15 protein-coding genes are annotated in these 19,906 nt (G+C 43.5%); 12 read left to right on the top strand and 3 right to left on the bottom strand.

Going from position 1 to position 19,906, the window contains the following annotated elements; genetic code table 11:
* The first annotated feature begins 162 nt into the window (after positions 1-162).
* Positions 163-483, top strand: a complete 321-nt coding sequence (locus ACU6U9_RS11625) for a pilin assembly protein (protein ID WP_446735213.1) — start codon at positions 163-165, stop codon at positions 481-483.
* Positions 484-796: 313 nt separating this feature from the next.
* Here ACU6U9_RS11625 and plsB read toward each other — a convergent pair whose 3' ends face one another.
* Positions 797-3,265 carry a glycerol-3-phosphate 1-O-acyltransferase PlsB gene (plsB, locus tag ACU6U9_RS11620; protein WP_446735212.1) on the bottom strand — a complete coding sequence of 823 codons (2,469 nt, stop codon included), beginning with the start codon at positions 3,263-3,265 and terminating at the stop codon, positions 797-799.
* A gap of 275 nt (positions 3,266-3,540) precedes the next feature.
* On the opposite strand from plsB, the gene ACU6U9_RS11615 reads away from it, so the two are divergent.
* The 4 genes from ACU6U9_RS11615 (at position 3,541) to ACU6U9_RS11600 (ending at position 7,562) form a co-directional block, all read left to right on the top strand.
* Positions 3,541-4,476 (top strand): ABC transporter ATP-binding protein, encoded by a 936-nt coding sequence (locus ACU6U9_RS11615; RefSeq protein ID WP_446735211.1) that lies wholly within the window; start codon positions 3,541-3,543, stop codon positions 4,474-4,476.
* Between the two features lie 22 nt (positions 4,477-4,498).
* Entirely contained in the window at positions 4,499-5,230 is a 732-nt protein-coding gene (locus ACU6U9_RS11610; RefSeq protein ID WP_446735863.1) for an ABC transporter permease, read from the top strand.
* Positions 5,231-5,245: 15 nt separating this feature from the next.
* A complete protein-coding gene (locus tag ACU6U9_RS11605) occupies positions 5,246-7,072 on the top strand; it encodes a Gldg family protein (protein ID WP_446735210.1) in 1,827 nt (608 codons plus the stop codon).
* A gap of 97 nt (positions 7,073-7,169) precedes the next feature.
* Positions 7,170-7,562, top strand: a complete 393-nt coding sequence (locus ACU6U9_RS11600) for a hypothetical protein (RefSeq protein WP_446735209.1) — start codon at positions 7,170-7,172, stop codon at positions 7,560-7,562.
* Positions 7,563-7,783: 221 nt separating this feature from the next.
* On the opposite strand, the gene ACU6U9_RS11595 is transcribed toward ACU6U9_RS11600, so the two are convergent.
* On the bottom strand, positions 7,784-7,999 hold the full coding sequence (locus ACU6U9_RS11595) for a SlyX family protein (protein WP_446735208.1): 216 nt from the start codon (positions 7,997-7,999) through the stop codon (positions 7,784-7,786).
* Between the two features lie 114 nt (positions 8,000-8,113).
* Between ACU6U9_RS11595 and ACU6U9_RS11590 the strand changes: the two genes are divergently transcribed.
* Positions 8,114-8,617 carry a cold-shock protein gene (locus ACU6U9_RS11590; protein ID WP_446735207.1) on the top strand — a complete coding sequence of 168 codons (504 nt, stop codon included), beginning with the start codon at positions 8,114-8,116 and terminating at the stop codon, positions 8,615-8,617.
* A gap of 328 nt (positions 8,618-8,945) precedes the next feature.
* Here the strand turns inward: ACU6U9_RS11590 and ACU6U9_RS11585 are convergent, their stop codons facing one another.
* The gene (locus tag ACU6U9_RS11585; protein ID WP_446735206.1) at positions 8,946-10,130 is read right to left on the bottom strand and encodes a helix-turn-helix domain-containing protein; all 1,185 of its coding nucleotides are present in this window, start codon (positions 10,128-10,130) and stop codon (positions 8,946-8,948) included.
* 246 nt (positions 10,131-10,376) lie between these two features.
* Between ACU6U9_RS11585 and ACU6U9_RS11580 the strand changes: the two genes are divergently transcribed.
* The 6 genes from ACU6U9_RS11580 (at position 10,377) to ACU6U9_RS11555 (ending at position 19,906) form a co-directional block, all read left to right on the top strand.
* The gene (locus ACU6U9_RS11580) at positions 10,377-12,782 is read left to right on the top strand and encodes a penicillin acylase family protein (protein WP_446735205.1); all 2,406 of its coding nucleotides are present in this window, start codon (positions 10,377-10,379) and stop codon (positions 12,780-12,782) included.
* A gap of 274 nt (positions 12,783-13,056) precedes the next feature.
* Positions 13,057-13,449, top strand: coding sequence for a nucleotide pyrophosphohydrolase (locus ACU6U9_RS11575; RefSeq protein ID WP_446735204.1), 393 nt, complete (start codon positions 13,057-13,059; stop codon positions 13,447-13,449).
* Positions 13,446-14,315, top strand: a complete 870-nt coding sequence (locus tag ACU6U9_RS11570) for a hypothetical protein (protein ID WP_446735203.1) — start codon at positions 13,446-13,448, stop codon at positions 14,313-14,315. The genes ACU6U9_RS11575 and ACU6U9_RS11570 overlap by 4 nt, the downstream gene beginning before the upstream one ends.
* A gap of 95 nt (positions 14,316-14,410) precedes the next feature.
* On the top strand, positions 14,411-17,473 hold the full coding sequence (locus ACU6U9_RS11565) for a type I restriction endonuclease subunit R (protein WP_446735202.1): 3,063 nt from the start codon (positions 14,411-14,413) through the stop codon (positions 17,471-17,473).
* Positions 17,466-18,746: a restriction endonuclease subunit S gene (locus tag ACU6U9_RS11560; RefSeq protein ID WP_446735201.1), complete on the top strand. Its 1,281-nt coding sequence runs from the start codon at positions 17,466-17,468 to the stop codon at positions 18,744-18,746. Before ACU6U9_RS11565 ends, ACU6U9_RS11560 begins: the two co-directional genes overlap by 8 nt.
* Positions 18,743-19,906: an AAA family ATPase gene (locus ACU6U9_RS11555; protein ID WP_446735200.1), complete on the top strand. Its 1,164-nt coding sequence runs from the start codon at positions 18,743-18,745 to the stop codon at positions 19,904-19,906. Before ACU6U9_RS11560 ends, ACU6U9_RS11555 begins: the two co-directional genes overlap by 4 nt.

Here is a 19,906-nt window from a genome sequence, read left to right as displayed (position 1 = left end):
CTAGTTTACAGATAATTGCCATAAGAAGAAGGAAGCAAAAACAGCGCCAAACTTTTTTGTAAATATTAGTAACCAAAAAGACCATTCGGCCAAAGCTGAGCTAAACTGGTTAAGGTAAGTTGTTCAGTGTTGAGGTTTGTTTGCATGAATGTCCGAGAGCTCATGTCATCATGGGAATCTGCTAGCCATATTGATAATGGCGATGAAAAATACCAAGTCCAATTGCCGCTTAAAGATGCGGCCCGCATCGAAGCCCTCACGGGGTTATACCCAGGCTTAAATCGCAATGAAATTATCGCTCAGTTAATAGGTGTTGCACTCGATGAGGTCGAGCGACAAATGCCCTATAAACAAGGTAAAAAGGTGGTTTCGTTTGATGAATTAGGAGACCCCTTGTATGAAGACGTAGGGCTGACCCCCAAGTATTTACAGTTGCGGCATCAATTTGCACAAACCTTTAACGGCAAAAAGAAATCCGCTTAGTGTTTCAATAATATAATGGGCACGCCTGTTCGGGTTGTGCTCAGCTTTATGATTTAGCCCCTTAACTGCGATGCCTTACATGCGCAATCCGTACGAGGTTGCCCCGCGACCGACCACAACAAGTTAATCTTTAAGCCTAAAATAACACACTCTTACCTTACAGGACCGTAACCCAAAACCCAGTACGAGGTTGCCCCGCGACCGAAAATTGCCACAAAGATGCGCTAAAGGGTAGGGAACATCCAACAAAAAAGGTGAGCTGTTAAACAGGCTCACCTTTTTGGCTTGTGCTTTTAGTTGAATTAACGGAAGGTTAATTCAATGTGACTTGCAAAATACTGCGACGCAGATCGGCGTTAAGCAGGATTTTGGCATCGTTGGCAATGCTTTCAATGCGCTTGCCAAATTCGATGTTGCCGTCGTCATTTAAGGTAAGCACTTTACGTTCGAGTAACTCTTCAATCAGGTTTTTAAAGAGCGATTTATCGAAAAATTCTGGTGCATTTAAACCGTGCAGAATCGAAATACGCTGTGCCATTAACGAGCAGTTTTGCACCATGCTGTCTTTACTAACACTGCCCGTGCCGGCACGTTGTAATAGTGCGATGGCAATATAGTAACGCTCAAGAATTTGAATCACTTGCTGCGATAACACAGACAACATAATGTAATTGTTTGAGCTAACCGATGGGCGTATTAGTTCGTCGCCTTCTTGTGATAAATAGCCTTTGCTGACACACAAATCAAGCCACTGGTCGATGACACCGCTGATCTCATCTTCTTGCCAATGCAAAAACAACTCCGCTTTTAAGTATGGGTAAATGGTTTTGGCAAAGCGCACGACATCATCACGCTTCATTTTGACGTTATTAATAAACAAACACGCCAGCATGGACGGAATCGCGAATAAGTGAATCACGTTATTGCGGTAGTACGTCAGCATGACGGCTTGAGCTTCATCCATGCGGATAATGTCCCCAAGCGGATGGCTTAAGCGCTCAATCACATTCATGTTTTCTGCGTATTTAATCCAATCGTTACCATCACCTTCTGGCAAGGTGGTTAAATGGCTGTACGGCATGTCTTTGGCTAAATCACGATATAGGTTCAGGGTTTGCGCTAAAACGGCTTCATCCATAGCTTGTTTTGGCGCGGCTAAAATAGCGAGTGCCAGCATGTTAATAGGGTTCAACGCCGCGGCTTTATTAATCTGAGTGACCACATCAATGGCTAATTCGTTGACCACATCTTTTGTCCACTCTGGGCGGAAGTCAGCACCGTGGTCTTCGGTTTTCCAGCCAGGGCGTTTGTCTTCAAGGTAATGGTTTAAATCAATGGCATCACCAAAGGTCAGGTATACGCGGCCAAAGTTCTTTTTCATATCTTTTAACGTTTTGAAAATGCCCAGTACCGATTCTTTTTTCTTGGTCTTACCGCGCAGCTCGCCTTGATAGGTGCCGCCTTCAAATACTTTTTCATAACCAATGTACACTGGCATAAATACGATGGGTTTATGGCTGTCACGTAAGAAACTGCGCACGGTCATGGCTAACATACCTGCACGGGGTTTTAAGGTACGCCCCGTACGTGAGCGGCCACCTTCGATAAAATACTCAGTCGAGTAACCGGAGGTAAAAATAGCATGTAGGTATTCATCAAATACCGCACTGTAAAGTGGGTTGTCTTTAAAACTGCGACGCATAAAGAAGGCACCACCACGACGCAGAATAGGGCCAACAACAGGCAGGTTTAAGTTAATGCCCGCGGCAATTTGCGGTGGCACAAAACCATTTTTAAATAACACGTAAGACAGCAATAAATAATCGATGTGGCTGCGATGACACGGCACATAAATAATTTCGTTGTCTTTGTAGGTGGTTTTAAGCTGATCAAGGTTTTGCACTTGTACGCCGTTGTACAATTTATTCCAAACCCAAGTGAGTACGATGTCTAAAAAACGAATGGTACTGTGACTTTGGTTTGATGCGATTTCGTCGCCGTATTTAATGGCTTTAGCCGCGGCTTTTTCGTAGCTGATGCCTTTTTCTTGCATCTCCTGTTCGATGGCCGCTTTTACCATGGGTTTACGAATTAAACGGTGAACAAGTGTTCGGCGATGGGATAAATCAGGGCCGATTACCGCGCTGCGGGTATGGCGAAAATGCACACGTAAAACACGGCCTAATTTACGAATTAAACGCGGTGCTTCCATGTTAGGGCTTTCGCTAATCACCTCTTGAATATCAAGCGGCGCACTAACATGCACAAACGTATTACGACCATTTAATATGATGCTAACAATACGGCGTAATTTACTGGCAACAGACCACGTGTCGCCTAGCCATATTTTTAAAAAGCTTTTTTCTTTATCAGGTGAGCGGCCCCAAAACACATTAACAGGGACGATTTTTACTTTAATTTCTGGGTTGTTTTGGCAAACATCAATCATGTCAGGGACAGATTGATGCAGGTACGGCATGGCACGACGGCGAAACCAACGGCCTTCGGTACGTGATAAATAAATAATGCGGCTACTGAATTTAGTGCCTGCAATTTCAATGGGTTCAAGTGCGTGGGGCAAACCGTTTTTACGGGTTTCGCTGTCGAGCACAAGGCTTGTGGAATAGGAACGATGGGGCAGTGCATAAAAAATTGGTTGGTCGGGGTCGTTGGCTAGAACGTCTTGAGACTCTTTAATCCCAACGACATTGGTTCTAACCCAAATTTTAAGAATTCCGCGGAATAACGCATTAACAATAGAAAATAGGGCGCGCAAAGTCATCACCTTTTAAATTAAACCCAAAGCTTAAAATAGCCTTGTAGGTTGTGAAACCAGACTACTGATAAACCATAGCCTGAACGCAAAACAATGGCGAATTGTAGCAGGTCTGGGTTACAAACCAACGGTAAAATCTTGCCCCGTTAAGGCAATCACATAATCAAGGTATTGTAATCGGAAAAAGTGACGCTATATTGACAGCTCATTATTACTGGGAATGAAACTTTCCCTAACTTTAGAAGACTAATCTGCGCTCAATAATAATAGAGAGTTTAATCATGATTCGTGTGCAAAATCTCACAAAGCGGTTTGACCTGTTTACGGCGGTCAACAACCTAAGTTTTGATGTGTCACCTGGCGAAGTGTTGGGATTTTTAGGACCCAATGGTGCTGGCAAATCCACCACAATGAAAATGATCACGGGCTTTATCGAACCAAGCCAAGGTCATGTCAGCGTGTGCGACATTAATGTGAGTCAAAATCCTCAAGCCGCCCAAGAAATTATGGGATACCTACCCGAAGGGGCACCCGCCTACGGCGAAATGACCGTTATGGCGTTTTTACACTTTATTGCCAAAGTACGGGGTTTGAATGGCCAAGAGCGTGAAAAACGTTTGGCCAGTGTTATTAAACAAGTCGAACTTGAATCGGTACTGAATAAACCGATCGAGACCTTATCAAAGGGCTTTGCGCGTCGTGTTGGGTTAGCCCAAGCCATTATGCATGACCCAAAAGTGTTGGTATTAGATGAACCCACTGACGGCTTAGACCCAAACCAAAAACACCAAGTGCGCGAGCTGATAAAAGGCTTAGCCAAAGATAAAATCGTGATTATTTCGACTCATATTTTAGAAGAAGTCAGCGCGGTGTGCTCCCGTGCGCTCATCATCAGCGAAGGCAAATTATTACTCGACGGCAAACCAGACGAGCTAGAACGTCAAAGCCGTCACCACAACGCCATTTGTTTACAACTGGCCAATGAATACGACGACATGCAGCAACAACTTGCCAGCATTACTGACATTGAAAGCGTTGAGCTTGCCGCAAAAATAGAAGACCGCACCTTTATGCTGTTTCCTAAAGAAGGCCAAATGTTGCTGCCAGAGGTTGTTCGCTGGTTAGACGACAAACAATGGGCCGTTGAAAACATTCACCTAGAAAAAGGCCGCCTTGACGATGTATTCCGTCAAGTGACCCGCGCCCACAGCTTATAAGGAGCATGCCATGACGTTTAACATGAATATGACAACCATTGTCATGCAGCGCCAACTGCACAGCTATTTTGCTACTCCCATCGCCTATGTGTTCATTTTAATGTTCTTGGTGTTATCGGGTGTGTTCAGCTTTTACCTTGGGCACTTTTATGAAAAAGGCCAAGCGGATTTAAGCGCCTTTTTTAACTTTCATCCTTGGTTGTATTTGTTCTTTATGCCCGCTATTGCCATGGGCTTGTGGGCACCTGAGCGCCAAATGGGCACCATTGAATTACTCATGACACTGCCCATTGGCCAAGCCAATGCCGTGATTGGTAAATTTTTAGCCGCGTGGTTATTTGCCGGTTTAGCATTGGTATTAACCTTTCCTATGTGGATCACCGTGTCTTACTTAGGCGCGCCAGATAACGGCGTGATTGCGGCCGGTTACATTGGCTCGTGGTTAATGGCCGGTAGCTTTTTAGCCATTGGCAGTTGTATGTCGGTGTGCAGTAAAAACCAAATTGTCGCGTTTATTTTTACCGTTGTGGTGTGCTTTATCTTTATGGTGAGCGGTGTGCCAATGGTGCTAGACAGCTTTGCTTGGGCACCACAAAGCATGATCGACTTCATTGCCGGTTTGAGCTTTTTAACCCGCTTTGATGCCATTGCTCGCGGCGTGTTAGACCTGCGTGACATCACTTACTTTTTAGCCATGATGGCTCTTTGGTTGTACCTCACGCAAGTGATGCTGCAACGCAACAAAGCCAAATAACACAAGGAGAATAATATGAAACCGACCGTATTAAAGTTTGTATTGGCCCCCGTGTGTTTTGTGCTGGTGCTGATTGTTAGCCAAATGGTATTAAAAAGCGCACGCGTCGATTTAACCGAACAAAATATTTATAGCTTGTCGCAAGGCAGCAAAAATATCATGGGCAACCTCGAACAAGAGGTCACCTTAAACTTATATTTTTCAGATAAGGCCACCAAAGATTTAACCGCACTGCGCAGCTACGCCAAGCGTGTAGAAGAATTACTGCAAGAGTATGTGTTGTTATCGGATGGCAAACTCAGTTTAAACCTAATTGACCCAGAGCCATTCTCAGAAGCCGAAGACAGCGCCGCCGAAGCTGGTCTGCAAGCGGTGCCCATTGCCACAGGCGATGATGTGTACTTTGGTTTGCAAGCTAAAAACAGCAAAGGTGATGAGTCGATTATTGGGTTTTTCCAACCGGACAAAGAACCCTTTTTAGAATATGAAATCAGCGAACTGATTTACCGCTTAAGCCAAACCCGTATACCGGTAGTGGGCTTAATGACCAGCCTAGACATGCGTGGCGGATTTGATATGCAAAGCGGTGGCACCACACCACCTTGGGCCGTGTTTGAACAGCTAGACCAGCTATACGATGTACGCTGGGTTGAAGATGAAATTGAAGAAATCGAACAAGACATCGAGCTCTTAGTCGTGGTGCAACCTGCCAATCTAGATGACGCCAGCTTGTACGCCATTGATCAGTTTGTTATGGGCGGCGGTAAACTGATCGCCTTTGTTGACCCAAAAGCCGACAGTAAACAAGCCAGCCCAATGGGTGAAGAAGACATTGCCATTAATCCGCTTAAACCTTTGTTTAACCAGTGGGGGATTGATTACGACGACAGCCAAGTGGTGATCGATGCGCAATACGGGTTAACGGTTTCAATGGGTCAAGGCATGCCGCCTGTGCGACACCTTGGTTTATTAGGTTTGCAAGCAGACGGCCTAAACCCTAACGAAGTGGTGACGGGCGAATTAGAATCCATCAATTTTGCCAGTGCTGGTTTTGTACAACCGAGCGAAGCCGCCACGACAACATTCGACGCATTGGCGTGGTCAAGCACCGCAGCACAACCCATTGATATCAACCGCTACAGCGTTGTGAGCGACCCAAGACAGTTAATGGATGGCTTTGCACCCACAGGTGAAAGCTACGTATTAGCCGCGCGCATCAGCGGTGAAGCCACAAGCTTTTTTGAAAAAGCGCCGATTAAACTAGAAACACCGCATGAACATGTGGGCAGCAACGACAACATTAATGTGATGGTCGTCGCCGACTCAGACGTACTAACCGATCGTTTATGGGTGCAAGTCCAAAACTTTTTTGGTCAGCGCATTGTGCAACCTTGGGCCGACAACGGCGCATTGGTGAGCAACATGGTTGAGCAATACCTTGGCAGCAACGACTTAATCACCATTCGTAGCCGTGGCCGCTTTGCTCGCCCATTTGAAGTTGTACAAGATTTGCAGCAACAAGCGCAAAGTAAGTTTTATGAAAACGAACAAGCCTTGCAGCAACAGCTAGAAGAAACCGAGCAACGCATGGCCGAGCTTGAAACCCAGCGCAACAAAGATGCGTTAACGTTAAGCCCAGAACAAGAAGCCACTCTAAACGGCTTTCAGCAAGAAAAACTGCGTATTCGTAAAGCACTGCGTGACGTACGCCACGAGCTAGATAAAGACATCGAAAGCCTAGGCAGTTGGTTAAAGGTACTTAACATCGCCATTATGCCAGTGCTGTTAACTTTGTTGTTGCTGCTGTTAGCCCGATTAACATTGCGTAAATCCCGCAAATAACAGTATGTAAATTAAGAGTACGCTAATAACAGCAGGTAAGCAGCCGTACATAAATAACAGGATGTCGTTTATAAAACGCACATGCGCAAGGAGCACCATGCAACACGGTTTAAATGATGTGGAGTTACAAGATAACCTCTTTATTTGTCGCCCCAAAGGGGCGTTCAACTTAGAAGGGGTTACCGAGTACGAAACCAAATTTGCCCAAATGGCCGCCACGTTAAAAGGGCAGTCATGGGGCATTATCAACGTATATGACGACTACGAAGCAGGTGGGCCAGATGTGCAAAAACGCATTTGGTCCCAGTTTAATTGGTCAGCTTTAAATGGCTGTGACTACATTGGCTTTGTGGCATACAACCCTTTGCATGAGTTTGCGGCCAAACACACCACAAGCAATATACCCATAAAAGAAATGCGTACGTTTAAAAACGAAGAAGAAGCGTTTACTTGGATCAAACAAGCGTTGAAACCCAAAACTAACCTTTGAATATTAACCACGCACAAAAAAAGCCAGCATATGCAGGCTTTTTTTGTGGCGGTTATTCTGTTTTGTTTTCTTTTTTTGGTCGAGATTTGCCTAATTAAACGTTTATTGTCTTGCCCGTAAGCGCTGACTTAAATTAATTGTCATGCATACGGCGTAGTCAATAACTCAAACAGCCTATAAAACGGCCACTAATTCAGTTTAAACAGCTGAGGATGAGTCCATTAATAATGGGGCGGTGGGCTCTCGTCTTCAGAGCTGCGAATGCTACTAGAGCCTACTTGCTCTAAACGGCTGCTGAGGTGCTTAACCGCACGCTCAAGCATACTCATTTGAGCTTGCTGGCTGGTGACGATCTCGTTCATCTCATCAACGCTTTGCTCAAGGAAAGCAATACGGATTTGCAGGTCTTCAATGTGGTCTTGGTCGGATTGAGTCATAATTTCTATCGTGTTGATTTTTAACGCTAATTCATATTAGATACACAGGCTTGCCTGAATTGTACACCAAGCAAGTGTAACAACTGACAAATTACGTAAGAAAGAAGGTTAAAGATGCAAAATTCACTATTCAAGAAAGCATTAGTCTGTGTGCTGTTGGCACTTCCAACCCCTGCTTTGATGGCAGCACTGTTCACTGTGGCTGGCGGTAGCGCCATTTTCACATTTGCTCAACCAATTGCCGATCAAGGTGGTATCTCACTATTTCTACAACAAGACGGAGCTGTGCTAGCCTATTTAGCCGCTGTATTCGTAGCATTTGTTGTACTGTTCATTGCAGCAAGCTCATCTAACCAAGCGCAGTTCAAACGTCGCGGCACTGGCACTCTAGTAGAGTCAGACGTTGATGACGGCCGCGAACGTGGCGTGGTTAAGTGGTTCAACGTTAAAAAAGGCTTCGGCTTTGTAACCCGTGATAACGGCGACGATGTATTCGTACATTTCCGCAGCATTCGTGGCAGCGGTCACCGTTCACTAAGCGAAGGCCAAGCGGTTAAGTTTAGCGTAGTAGACGGCCAAAAAGGCTTACAAGCAGAAGACGTATCTGTTGTACGCTAAGCCCTAACAAGCTTAACGAAAGCAGAAAAAGAAACCCGCCGAGTGCGGGTTTTTTTGTGCCCTAAGGTTGGAACCCAACCTGTAGGAGGGTGCACCCAAAGCACTCGCGTTGCTCACGGGGCATGCAACCCCGTGATCGATAAATCAAAATATCACCAAATACCCACTAAGTTCAGCTGCTCATTTGCCGCCTAGGATATTTAAATCAGACCATAAAAGCCTAAACCTATTTTAAACCAACAAACCACATATTCATCGAGCTGAACACCGCTAGCACTTGGGGGGGGGCGCTTGTACGTGATGTACTTTTGTTTACACCTAAAACGCTTCAACCAGAGTGCTCCGTTAAAATAACCTCACCTTTGCTTTTTTTAAATTGACCTGGGGTGCAATTATTTTGTCGTTTAAACTCAGTATAAAAAGATGATTTACTATTAAAGCCAACTTCATACGCAATATTAATAACGTTCATTTCGCTGTGCAGTAGCAAGTCTTTTGCTTCGTTAATGCGATATTGATTGAGTAAGTCGTAATAGTTACCTTGAGTCTGTTCGTTAATAATTTGTGAAAGATGATGCTGACTTAAATTTAATTCGTGGGCCAGTTTTCTTAGGGTCAAAGTAGAATCTTTATACAACCCTGCTTGCATCATGGTTTGTAAATTTGTCATGGTGATATGGGCAAGTTCATTGGTGACGGAAGAGCGATATTTTTTATCCTCTTCTTTGTCTGAAGTCAGCTCTGCGGCATACACTAAACTCGCCTGATGATTCACGGCCTCTGTGTCTTTAGCCGGAATCCACCACTTGTGTCCCCATTGCGGTAAGCGCCAATAAAGCAGCCCCATGCAAATTACCAGTGGCATCACCAACGCTGAGATAGCCCAATTGTGTTTATACGGCAGACGCACCATAAAGAAGATAAGCGTACAACCAATCGCGGCACCCATCACTAAAATGATCCAACGAAAACGGCTTATTTCTCGTAACACGTCTGCTTTTTTGTGGTTACTTTCGTGATGCAATTCGTGCCAGCACAACTGCACATAAAATGCGCCAAGCACTGCGACCATGCCCATGCGTATTTCGCGGGTGGGTGTGATTTGTAAAAACCAAGGTAAGGGCTCTTTATGGCTAAGGGCAGTGAGCACGGCCACTTTTTCGGCTAAAGGAACAAAGCTATAAGGCGTGAGTAAAATTGCAAAAATGGCCGGAAAAATAAAATGCACACCGTCTTTTAATTTGAATTCACTTTCAAGTCGAAGACTCGAACTAAAGTACAAATAAAAGCAGGAAGGAATCGCCACCGTAGCCACAGAACTGACAGGAAACCATAACAAGCCCAATGATGTGAGCTTTAATTTAATGAGGGTTAACTCGGCCAACAAGAAAAAAAAGCATAACATCAAAGCCATAAAACTTAAGTGTGTTTTAGGGTTCTCATGTCTATTCAGTAAGGCAATTAACGCCATGACAAGACTAAAAAGGGTGGTTAAAACTAAGATGACTGCCATAACGCTCTCTTACATATTCACTGCTATCACGATTGTACCTTAAACCTACAATATAGGTGTCTGAATGAGTCGGCACTATGTTTGAATATCACGGTTAAATATAAGTGTTTGAAAAATAAAGAAAAATTAAACATCCAAACCGATCTGGCAGGACGCTTAAGAATAAGCAAATGGTTATTCTTTAATAATATGATTAGGTGACCTAAGCCACTATAAGCATATCTGTTTCATGTTTTGGAGAAAATAATGATAAAAATAAAAAAAATGCGCCCAACTAAAATAACGTTACTGCCCATCGCTTTAACAATCGGCCTGACAGGTTGCTTCAACGACAGCAGCAGTAGCCGCGATGCAAAAACAACAGAAAAAGAAGTCACAATCGAATATACCTCTTATGGGGTACCACACATTACGGCCAGTGATTATGAGTCACTGTCTTATGGGCAAGGGTACGCACACGCACAAGAAAACATGTGCACACTCGCCGAAGAAATTGTCGAAGTGCGTTCTGAAAAAGCCGCCACCTTTGGGGCCGGTGATGACGATGTCTACGTCATTGATGACTTTGGTGTGTTAGCACTTGGGGTGTACAAACAAGCGCAAGACACGATTGATACCCTAACCCCAGACCACACCTCTGTGCTTACAGGTTATGTAAAAGGCTTTAACGCTGCCGTGGCTGAAAAAGGCGCACCCAGTCATTACCCAAGCCCTTGTCGTGATGCCGATTGGGTGCCGACGCTTACCAATGTTGACTTACACGCATACCATTTACGCCTAGCGTTGCTTTCAAGCGGTGACGCAGTGAGCGATGAAATCGCCACGGCCACGCCAGAACAAGCGCAAGCGCCTTTAGGCAGCAGCCTTAATAAAATCACACTTAAAAATAAAGACCTAGGCAGCAACGGTTGGGCCATTGGTAAAGATAGAAGCGAAGGTGGCAAGGGCATGCTGTTGTCTAACCCGCATTTTCCATGGTCGGGGCATTTGCGTTTTATTCAAAGCCATTTACACATCCCAGGTAAGCTCAATGTAACCGGTGTCGGCTTTGTGGGGGTGCCCGGAATATTAATTGGGTTTAATGACAACATCGGCTGGACACATACCGTAAGCCAATCAAAACGAATGACCCTGTACACACTTACATTGGACCCTGCAAACCCACTGCGTTACCTTTTTAATGGTGAATACACCGACATGACCAGCCAAAACTTCACCATCAAAGTAAAAGGCGAAGATGGCAGCCTAAGTGACGTTAGCCGTACACTTTACTCAACGCATTATGGCCCAATGATCAGCTGGAATTACTCAGGCCAAGTTATGACCTACCGTGACGCCAACGCAGGCAATATTAATATCGTGCCGCAGTGGTTAGCCATGAACAGCGCACAAAACCTAGACGAATTTAAGCAAGCATTTATTGATTACCAAGGCATCCCTTGGGTGAATACCATGGCCGCCGATTCAGCGGGCAATGCGTACTACATCGATGCCGCTCGTACTGCAAACCTAGCCGGCCCAGTGGATGACGGATTAAAAGCCATTTTAAATAACCCACCGACCGATGTGGCCAGTGCAACCTTACAAGCAGTATGGGAAGAAGGCGCGGGCAGTTTAGTACTAGATGGCTCAAGCCCACTTTATAGTTGGGTAACCGACGACACCACACCCGTAGCGGGCACCGCACCTTACTCAGCCGCACCACAAATGACCCGTAGCGATTACGTCTTTAACGCCAACTCAAGCCATTGGTTAACCAACGTAAATGCGCCGCTTGAAGGTTATTCCATCTTGTATGGCCCAGAGCAAACCATACGCTCACCACGTACCCGTATGAACGCCACCTTACTAGAAGAAGTATCACCAAACGGAGTATCGGGTGTTAATGGCAAGTTCACACTAGCCGAACTGAAAAGCGTGGTCACAGGCGAGCGCGGTTTACTGTCAGAATTACTAAAAGATGAAATCGCCGCACGCTGTGCAGGCAAAACCAACATCACACGAGAAGATGCCTCAGTGGTTGATATCTCAGCGGCGTGTAATGTAATCACCACTTGGGATGGCCTATACACCAACGAAAGCATTGGCGCACATGTGTTCCGTGAATTAATGAACGAATATAAACAGGAAACCGAGCGCGTATTAAACGCGGATTTATTTGAAGTCGGTTTTAATGCGGCCAACCCCGTCACCACACCAGCGGGCTTAAAAGCACGAGATGCGGGCGCCACCGACAACACCGACCCAGTATTGATCGCTTTAGCCAATGTGGTCACCAAACTTGCAGGCTATAACTTCCCACTGACCGCAAAGCTGGGTGACTTGCAGTACCACATGAAAAATGACGATCGTATTTCGATTCCTGGGGGCAAATCAGTCGATGGCGTATTTAACATCAACGCCTCGGCAACGATACCCAATGACGGCTACCAAGTTGTTCACGGTGCAAGCTGGGTCATGGCGCTTGAATTTACCGATGCAGGCCCAGTGGCCGATGCATGGTTAACCTACAGCCAAAGCCACGACCCAGAGTCAGACCACTACAGTGACCAAACCAAACTGTTCAGCGAAGGCACTTGGCGCCCGGTGTTGTTTACTGACGAAGCCATTAAAAATGACCTAAAATCCAGCCAAACACTGACAATAAAATAACTATATTGAAGTGTTTATGACACATTATTGACCCGCCTTAATGGCGGGTTTTTTGTGCCTAGTGTTTAGAATACACAACGTAGAATGCGGTTAAACAATCGTAAAGGCTTAATTAGCAATAAATACCCTTCAAGTCGTAAGGTTATGGCATTGCTCTAAAACTACGAAGAAGGTATAAAGCTAATCATATAAAAGTACCAAAATATAAACATGGTTAAGGAATGACCACAAAGCTAAAGCGATAGCTTTAAATTCCTTACCTTAAGGAATACACATGGACTCGTTAGAGCAATTAAAACGCCCCCTACAAGCCTTCGCTGACGAGCGCGATTGGGACCAGTTCCACTCCCCTAAAAACCTTTCAATGGCATTAAGTGTTGAAGCCTCTGAATTAGTAGAGTGCTTTCAATGGCTCACCGAAGAGCAATCCAAAAACTTAACGCCAGCACAACGCCAAGCGGTTATTGATGAAATGGCCGATATACAAGTGTATTTAGTTCGCCTTGCCACCAAGTTAGATGTGAATATTTTGCAAGCCGTCGAACAAAAAATGGTAAAAAACGCGGCTAAGTATCCGGCGGATTTAGTCAGGGGCAGTACGAAAAAATATACAGAATACGAACAGAATATTGCGCAAGAAAATTCCGATGATGCAATAAAGCCATGATCGTCTACTCAGCCACCAAGCAGCAATTCGTTGACGACGTACGTTCAAATGCCATTGCCGACATCATAGAAAACGAAGTATCGCGCAAGCTGAATCGTAACTCCCCAAAGAACGAATTCATCTCTTGGAAAAACTCCCTGCAATACATGTTTAATGTATTACACGATGACGACATACCCGCATCGGCTGGGGTATCCATAGAATACAATATTCCCCTCACCAATCGACGGGTCGACTTTATCCTTACCGGTAAAGACGCCAACCGACGTGATACCGCCGTAATCGTAGAATTAAAGCAGTGGCAAGAAGTAGAAGTCACCCGCAAAGACGCCATCGTAAAAACACGCTTTCAGCACGGCGAAAAAGAAACCAACCACCCATCGTATCAAGCATGGTCTTACGCCGCCCTGATACACGACTACAACGAAACCGTGCGTAACGAGTCCATAGCACTCTTACCCTGTGCCTACCTGCACAACATGAAAGCGCGCGATGCCATAAACGATAACTTCTACGCCGAGCACATAAAAAAAGCCCCCGTGTTTATATCCCCCGATGCACTCAAACTGTCTGAGTTTTTAAAGCAATCGGTAAAATACGGCGACAGCGATAACATCATGTATCGCATTGAACACGGCAAAATCAAACCCAGTAAAAACCTAGCCGATGCCCTAGCATCCATGCTCGACGGTAATCCAGAATTCCTAATGATAGACGAGCAAAAGCTAGTCTACGAGACCGCCCTAGACCTTGCCCACAAAGCCCAGCTAGGCCACAAGCAAACCCTCATCGTAAAAGGCGGCCCAGGCACAGGTAAGTCGGTAGTAGCGGTAAACTTACTAGCTGAATCCACAAGGCGTGAATGATTTACCAAGTAAGTGCTTAATTTTGAAGATTAAACTGAATCAGCTGGTATCATAGGCAACTGCCTATTGCCCATCGAAGCAAAGTGATTAACTGAATGAAAAAAGAACAAGATATAGAAAATGCGCTAATCGCAAAGCTGGAAGACCTAAAATATGCATATCGCCCTGATATACGTGATAAAGAGGCGCTTGAGCAGAATTTCCGCGAAAAATTCCAATCCCTAAACCGAGTAAAGCTAACAGACGCTGAATTCGCCCGCCTGCGTGACGAAATCGTTACCGCTGACGTATTTACCGCAGCTCAAACTCTTCGCGAACAAGGCTACTTCCAGCGTGAAGATGGCACCCCACTGCACTACACCTTAGTTAACATTAAAGACTGGTGCAAAAACGAATTTGAAGTCATCAACCAGCTACGCATCAATACCGATAATAGTCACCACCGCTACGATGTAATACTCCTAATTAATGGCGTACCGGTTGTGCAAATTGAGCTAAAAAGCCATCACATTGTCACGCGCCGAGCCATGGAACAGATCGTTAATTATAAAAATGACCTTGGTAATGGTTATGGCAATACGCTTATGTGTTTTATGCAATTGTTTATAGTCAGTAACGAAAGCCGTACCTACTACTTTGCTAATAATCGAAAGGAGCACTTCAGTTTTAATGCCGATGAACGCTTCTTGCCCATCTACCAATTAGCAAAGGAAAACAACGATAAGATCGATCACCTACATGAGTTTGCAGAAGGCTTTTTAGCGAAGTGTACCTTAGGGCAAATGATCAGCCGTTATATGGTATTGGTACAGTCTGAACAAAAACTCCTCATGATGCGCCCGTATCAAATCTATGCAGTTAAAGCTATTGTGGATTGCATTCATCAAAATCGTGGTAATGGTTATATCTGGCATACTACAGGTTCAGGTAAGACCCTTACGTCATTCAAAGCCTCTACGTTGCTTAAAGACAACCCCGATGTCGAAAAATGCTTATTCGTGGTTGACCGTAAAGACCTTGATCGACAAACCCGTGAAGAATTCAATAAATTCCAAGATGGCTGTGTAGAAGAAAACACCAATACCGAAACCCTCGTACGCCGTATGCTATCTGAGGACTATAAAGACAAAGTCATCGTCACCACCATTCAAAAACTAGGTTTGGCGCTAGACGAAAACAGCACGCGCAATCAAAGTAAAATTAAAGAAGGTAAGCTAACCTTTAAAGAGCGCTTAGAGCCACTGCGTGATAAGCGCGTGGTGTTTATCTTTGATGAGTGTCATCGTTCACAGTTTGGTGAAAACCACAAAGCCATTAAAAGCTTTTTTCCTAAATCACAGTTATTTGGCTTTACCGGCACACCCATATTTGACGAAAACTCTAGTTACACTCAAATAGATGGTACTGTCGGTTCATTCAAAACCACCAAAGACATTTTTGAGAAAGAGCTCCATGCCTATACCATCACCAACGCTATTGATGATAGAAACGTACTGAGCTTTCATATCGATTACTTTACAAAAGGTAATAAAATCCAAGGTGGTACTGAGAATAAACCAAAGAAAAAGAATAAAGCTGAAACCCCGCCCGTCGAAGCCGTCGTCAGTGAAATACTCTTAAAGCACGATGCAGCAACCAATCACCGTCGTTTTAATGCCGTGCTCGCAACCAGCTCAATTAATAGTGCAATCGAATATTACGAATGCTTCAAGCGCATGCAAACAGAGAATTACGATGTAGTGGTCGATTACAGGCCGTTAAACATTGCTTGCGTATTCTCGCCGCCTGCCATACCACCAAAAAACAAAGATGGTGAGGATGCAAAGGCTGTTGAGAAAAATATAAAAGATATTAAACAGTTACAAGACGATTTGCCGACTGAAAAAGCCGACAATCAGAAAGACCCTGAGCAGAAAAAAGCAGCGCTCATGGCGATACTAGCGGATTATAATAAACAGTACGATACTAACCACAATATTAACGAATTTGACCTTTACTACCAAGATGTACAGCAGCGTATAAAAGACCATAAATACAGCAATGAAGATTACGCACCTAAAAACAAAATCGATATTGTGATCGTCGTCGACATGTTACTTACAGGCTTTGACTCTAAATATCTTAATACTTTATATGTCGATAAAAATTTAAAGTTTCACGGCTTGATTCAGGCTTTCTCGCGTACTAATCGTGTACTTAACGACAGTAAGCCATGGGGCAATATTCTGGATTTTCGTGGGCAAGAAGATGAAGTGAATACCGCCATTAAATTATTCTCAGGTGCTGCCAAAGATCAAGCCAAAGAAATTTGGTTAGTAGAGCCTGCACCCGTTGTACTCGGCAAATATCAAGATGCTGTCGAGAAACTCGAAACCTTTATGAAAAGTAAAGGGTTAGACTGTAACGCATCAGATGTGGTGAACCTGAAAGGTGATAGTGCAAAGGCTGAGTTCATTAATCACTTCAAGGAAGTACAAAAACTCAAAACACAAATAGACCAATACACCGAGCTAGACGAAGCGCAAGTGCAAACCGTTGAGAAAATTTTGCCAACCGATAGTTTGCGCAGCTTTAAGGGCGTGTACTTAGAAACCGCCCAAGATCTTAAGCGAAAACAAGATCAAAATAATGGCGAGACAGAAGAAGTGCAACAATTAGACTTTGAATTTGTACTCTTTGCCTCCGCCGTGATTGATTACGATTACATCATGGGCATGATCGCAAGCTCTACACAGTCCACTACAAAACAAAAAATGACCAAAAAAGAACTCATCGATATGATCAGCTCAAACTCAAACTTAATGGATGAGCGGGATGATATTATTGATTACATCAATAGCCTTGCCGTAAATGTAGCGCTAGATGAAAAACAAATACGCGAAGGATACCAAGCGTTTAAAGCCAATAAATCTTCTCGTGTATTAAGTGATATGGCCACTAAGCACGAGCTAGCACCAGAAGCGCTACGAGTGTTTGTAGAGAATATAATGAACCGCATGATATTTGATGGTGAGCAATTGAGTGATTTACTAGAACCGCTAGATTTGGGCTGGAAAGATCGAACTAAGAAAGAGTTAGCACTGATGGAGGACCTTGTGCCGCATTTACATAAACTAGCCCAAGGGCGAGAAATTTCGGGGTTGGCGGCATATGAGTAATCTAAAGAAGAAGGACTTATTTCCGGCTTTAAGGTTTCCTGAATTTAGAAGTTTAGAGGGTTGGGACCGTTTTAAGCTTATAGATGTTGCAGATAAAAATACTAAGTGGAGTTTTATTGGAGGGCCATTTGGGTCTAACTTGAAATCTTCTGATTATGTTGAAAAAGGTATTAGAATAATTCAGCTTCAAAATATTGGAGATGGGGAATTTAAAGAAGAATATAGAATATTTACAACTATAAAGAAAGCAGATGAACTTCTCGCTAATAATATATACCCAGGCAATATCATTATTTCTAAGATGGGTGACCCTGTAGGTAGAGCTTGTATCATACCTGATACACATGACAGGTATGTAATGTGTTCGGATGGGATAAGACTGGTGGTGGATGAGAAATTACATAGTAAATATTTTATTTACTGTGTAATTAACGATAATAAATTTCGGTCAACTATTGAGAAGTCAGCTACAGGATCAACAAGAAAGCGCATTGGATTAGATGATCTAAAGAAACTTCCTATGTTTTTGCCGTTTAAGGCAGAACAACAAAAAATCGCCGATTGTCTATCCTCCATCGATAATTTAATCACCGCACATAACCAAAAACTCGAAGCCATTAAAGACCATAAAAAAGGCTTAATGCAACAGCTGTTCCCTGCTGAGGGTGAAACGGTACCTAAATTACGGTTTCCTGGATTTCGGGGAGAATGGAGGGAGACGACCTTAGGTGAAGTAGTTGAATATGAGAATGGCAAGGCACACGAAAAAGATATAGATGAGAAAGGTGAATTTATTGTTGTAAATTCAAAGTTTATATCTACTGAAGGTGGGGTTGTAAAGTACACCAATTCTGCAAATCTACTTGCAGCTAAAAACGATATTTTGATGGTCTTAAGTGATATACCTAATGGTAGAGCAATTGCTAAATGTTTTTATGTTGAGGAAGACAGACGACATACTGTAAATCAGCGGATAAGTAAGCTGACGGCAAAGGACGCAGTCAGTAAACTGATGTTCTATTTGATTAATAAAAACCCCTATTTCTTGGCCTTTGATGATGGCGTAAAGCAAACAAATCTTAAAAAAGATGATGTTCTTGATTGCCCAATATTTTTGCCAACAGATAAGAGGGAGCAACAAAAAATCGCGGATTGTTTATCTTTCTTCGATAACCATACTACCGCCCAAATCCAAAAAATAGAATCACTAAAATCCCATAAAAAAGGCTTAATGCAACAGCTGTTTCCTTCTATTGATGAGGTGGGCGTATGAGTGAAAAAAGCTTTGACACTCTTGGCCAAATAGCTGAAGAGTTACGTGATATTTTAGATAACGGAATACCTCAAGGGAATAGGCAGAAAACCGTCAATCAAGTACTTTTGTTTGCATACAATGGCACCGGTAAAACCCGACTTTCCATGGAGTTTAATGAGCAAGGAAAGCACGATGAAAATCGAGATACCTTGTATTTTAATGCGTTTACAGAAGATTTGTTTCGTTGGGATAATGATATAGAAAATGACGAGACTCGTGTCTTAAAATTAAATAAAGATTCTAGCTTTTTTGATGTCTTGAAGAATGAGGATTTGGATCTGGAGAGCCAAATAAGACCTCTGCTTCAACGCTATAGTGATTTTAATTTTCTTATTGATTATGAGCTTGGCCATGTGAATTTTATTCGGGAGCTATTGGTCGATGGTACAGCCGAAAATGTTGATTATATAAAAGTATCAAGAGGTGAAGAAAATATTTTTATCTGGTGCTTCTTTCTAGCGATAGCTCAATTAGTAGTGGATAAGCAAGATGTGTATGACTGGGTGAAATACCTATATATCGATGACCCTATATCATCCTTAGATGACAATAATGCCATTGCGGTCGCAAGTCATTTAGCGCAATTGTTAAAAAAGTCAAATGGCGCGGTTAAAACGGTTATATCTTCACATCATACCTTGTTTTTCAATGTAATGTGGAACGAACTTAATGAAAAGAGAAAGCTACAGCCTTATTTCTTAAGCTATGACAAAGACACCTCAGTTTATAAGTTGCGATACACCAATAGCACTCCTTTCTTCCACCATGTGGCGTTACTAGAGCAACTGCACCAAGCTGTCTTGTCTGGGAAGCTGTTTACATATCACTTTAATATCTTGCGTAGCGTTCTTGAGAAAACAGCCACTTTTCACGGTTTTAAGAATTTTTCAGCTTGTATAAAACAGGAGGATGATGATCCCGATGGTGTTCTGCATGCAAGAATTATCAATATTCTAAGCCATGGTAATTATTCACTTTTTGAACCGATGGAAATGACCGAGGAAAATAAAGGTCATTTTCGTCGTATCCTAGAAAACTTCAGAAATAATTATCGATTTAACCCAGAATTATTTGTAGAGCCAGCCGAGCCACAAGATCAGCAAGTAGAGATAAACTAA

The organism is Pseudomonas sp. HK3 (assembly GCF_052920985.1).
This window is presented reverse-complemented; position numbering and strand designations above follow the sequence as displayed.

What these genes read in the sequence shown, in the direction of transcription:
- ACU6U9_RS11625 (WP_446735213.1), top strand. Translation starts at nt 163, where the DNA reads ATGTCATCATGGGAATCTGCTAGCCATATTGATAATGGCGATGAAAAA.
- plsB (WP_446735212.1), bottom strand. Translation starts at nt 3,265, where the DNA reads ATGACTTTGCGCGCCCTATTTTCTATTGTTAATGCGTTATTCCGCGGA.
- ACU6U9_RS11615 (WP_446735211.1), top strand. Translation starts at nt 3,541, where the DNA reads ATGATTCGTGTGCAAAATCTCACAAAGCGGTTTGACCTGTTTACGGCG.
- ACU6U9_RS11610 (WP_446735863.1), top strand. Translation starts at nt 4,499, where the DNA reads ATGAATATGACAACCATTGTCATGCAGCGCCAACTGCACAGCTATTTT.
- ACU6U9_RS11605 (WP_446735210.1), top strand. Translation starts at nt 5,246, where the DNA reads ATGAAACCGACCGTATTAAAGTTTGTATTGGCCCCCGTGTGTTTTGTG.
- ACU6U9_RS11600 (WP_446735209.1), top strand. Translation starts at nt 7,170, where the DNA reads ATGCAACACGGTTTAAATGATGTGGAGTTACAAGATAACCTCTTTATT.
- ACU6U9_RS11595 (WP_446735208.1), bottom strand. Translation starts at nt 7,999, where the DNA reads ATGACTCAATCCGACCAAGACCACATTGAAGACCTGCAAATCCGTATT.
- ACU6U9_RS11590 (WP_446735207.1), top strand. Translation starts at nt 8,114, where the DNA reads ATGCAAAATTCACTATTCAAGAAAGCATTAGTCTGTGTGCTGTTGGCA.
- ACU6U9_RS11585 (WP_446735206.1), bottom strand. Translation starts at nt 10,130, where the DNA reads ATGGCAGTCATCTTAGTTTTAACCACCCTTTTTAGTCTTGTCATGGCG.
- ACU6U9_RS11580 (WP_446735205.1), top strand. Translation starts at nt 10,377, where the DNA reads ATGATAAAAATAAAAAAAATGCGCCCAACTAAAATAACGTTACTGCCC.
- ACU6U9_RS11575 (WP_446735204.1), top strand. Translation starts at nt 13,057, where the DNA reads ATGGACTCGTTAGAGCAATTAAAACGCCCCCTACAAGCCTTCGCTGAC.
- ACU6U9_RS11570 (WP_446735203.1), top strand. Translation starts at nt 13,446, where the DNA reads ATGATCGTCTACTCAGCCACCAAGCAGCAATTCGTTGACGACGTACGT.
- ACU6U9_RS11565 (WP_446735202.1), top strand. Translation starts at nt 14,411, where the DNA reads ATGAAAAAAGAACAAGATATAGAAAATGCGCTAATCGCAAAGCTGGAA.
- ACU6U9_RS11560 (WP_446735201.1), top strand. Translation starts at nt 17,466, where the DNA reads ATGAGTAATCTAAAGAAGAAGGACTTATTTCCGGCTTTAAGGTTTCCT.
- ACU6U9_RS11555 (WP_446735200.1), top strand. Translation starts at nt 18,743, where the DNA reads ATGAGTGAAAAAAGCTTTGACACTCTTGGCCAAATAGCTGAAGAGTTA.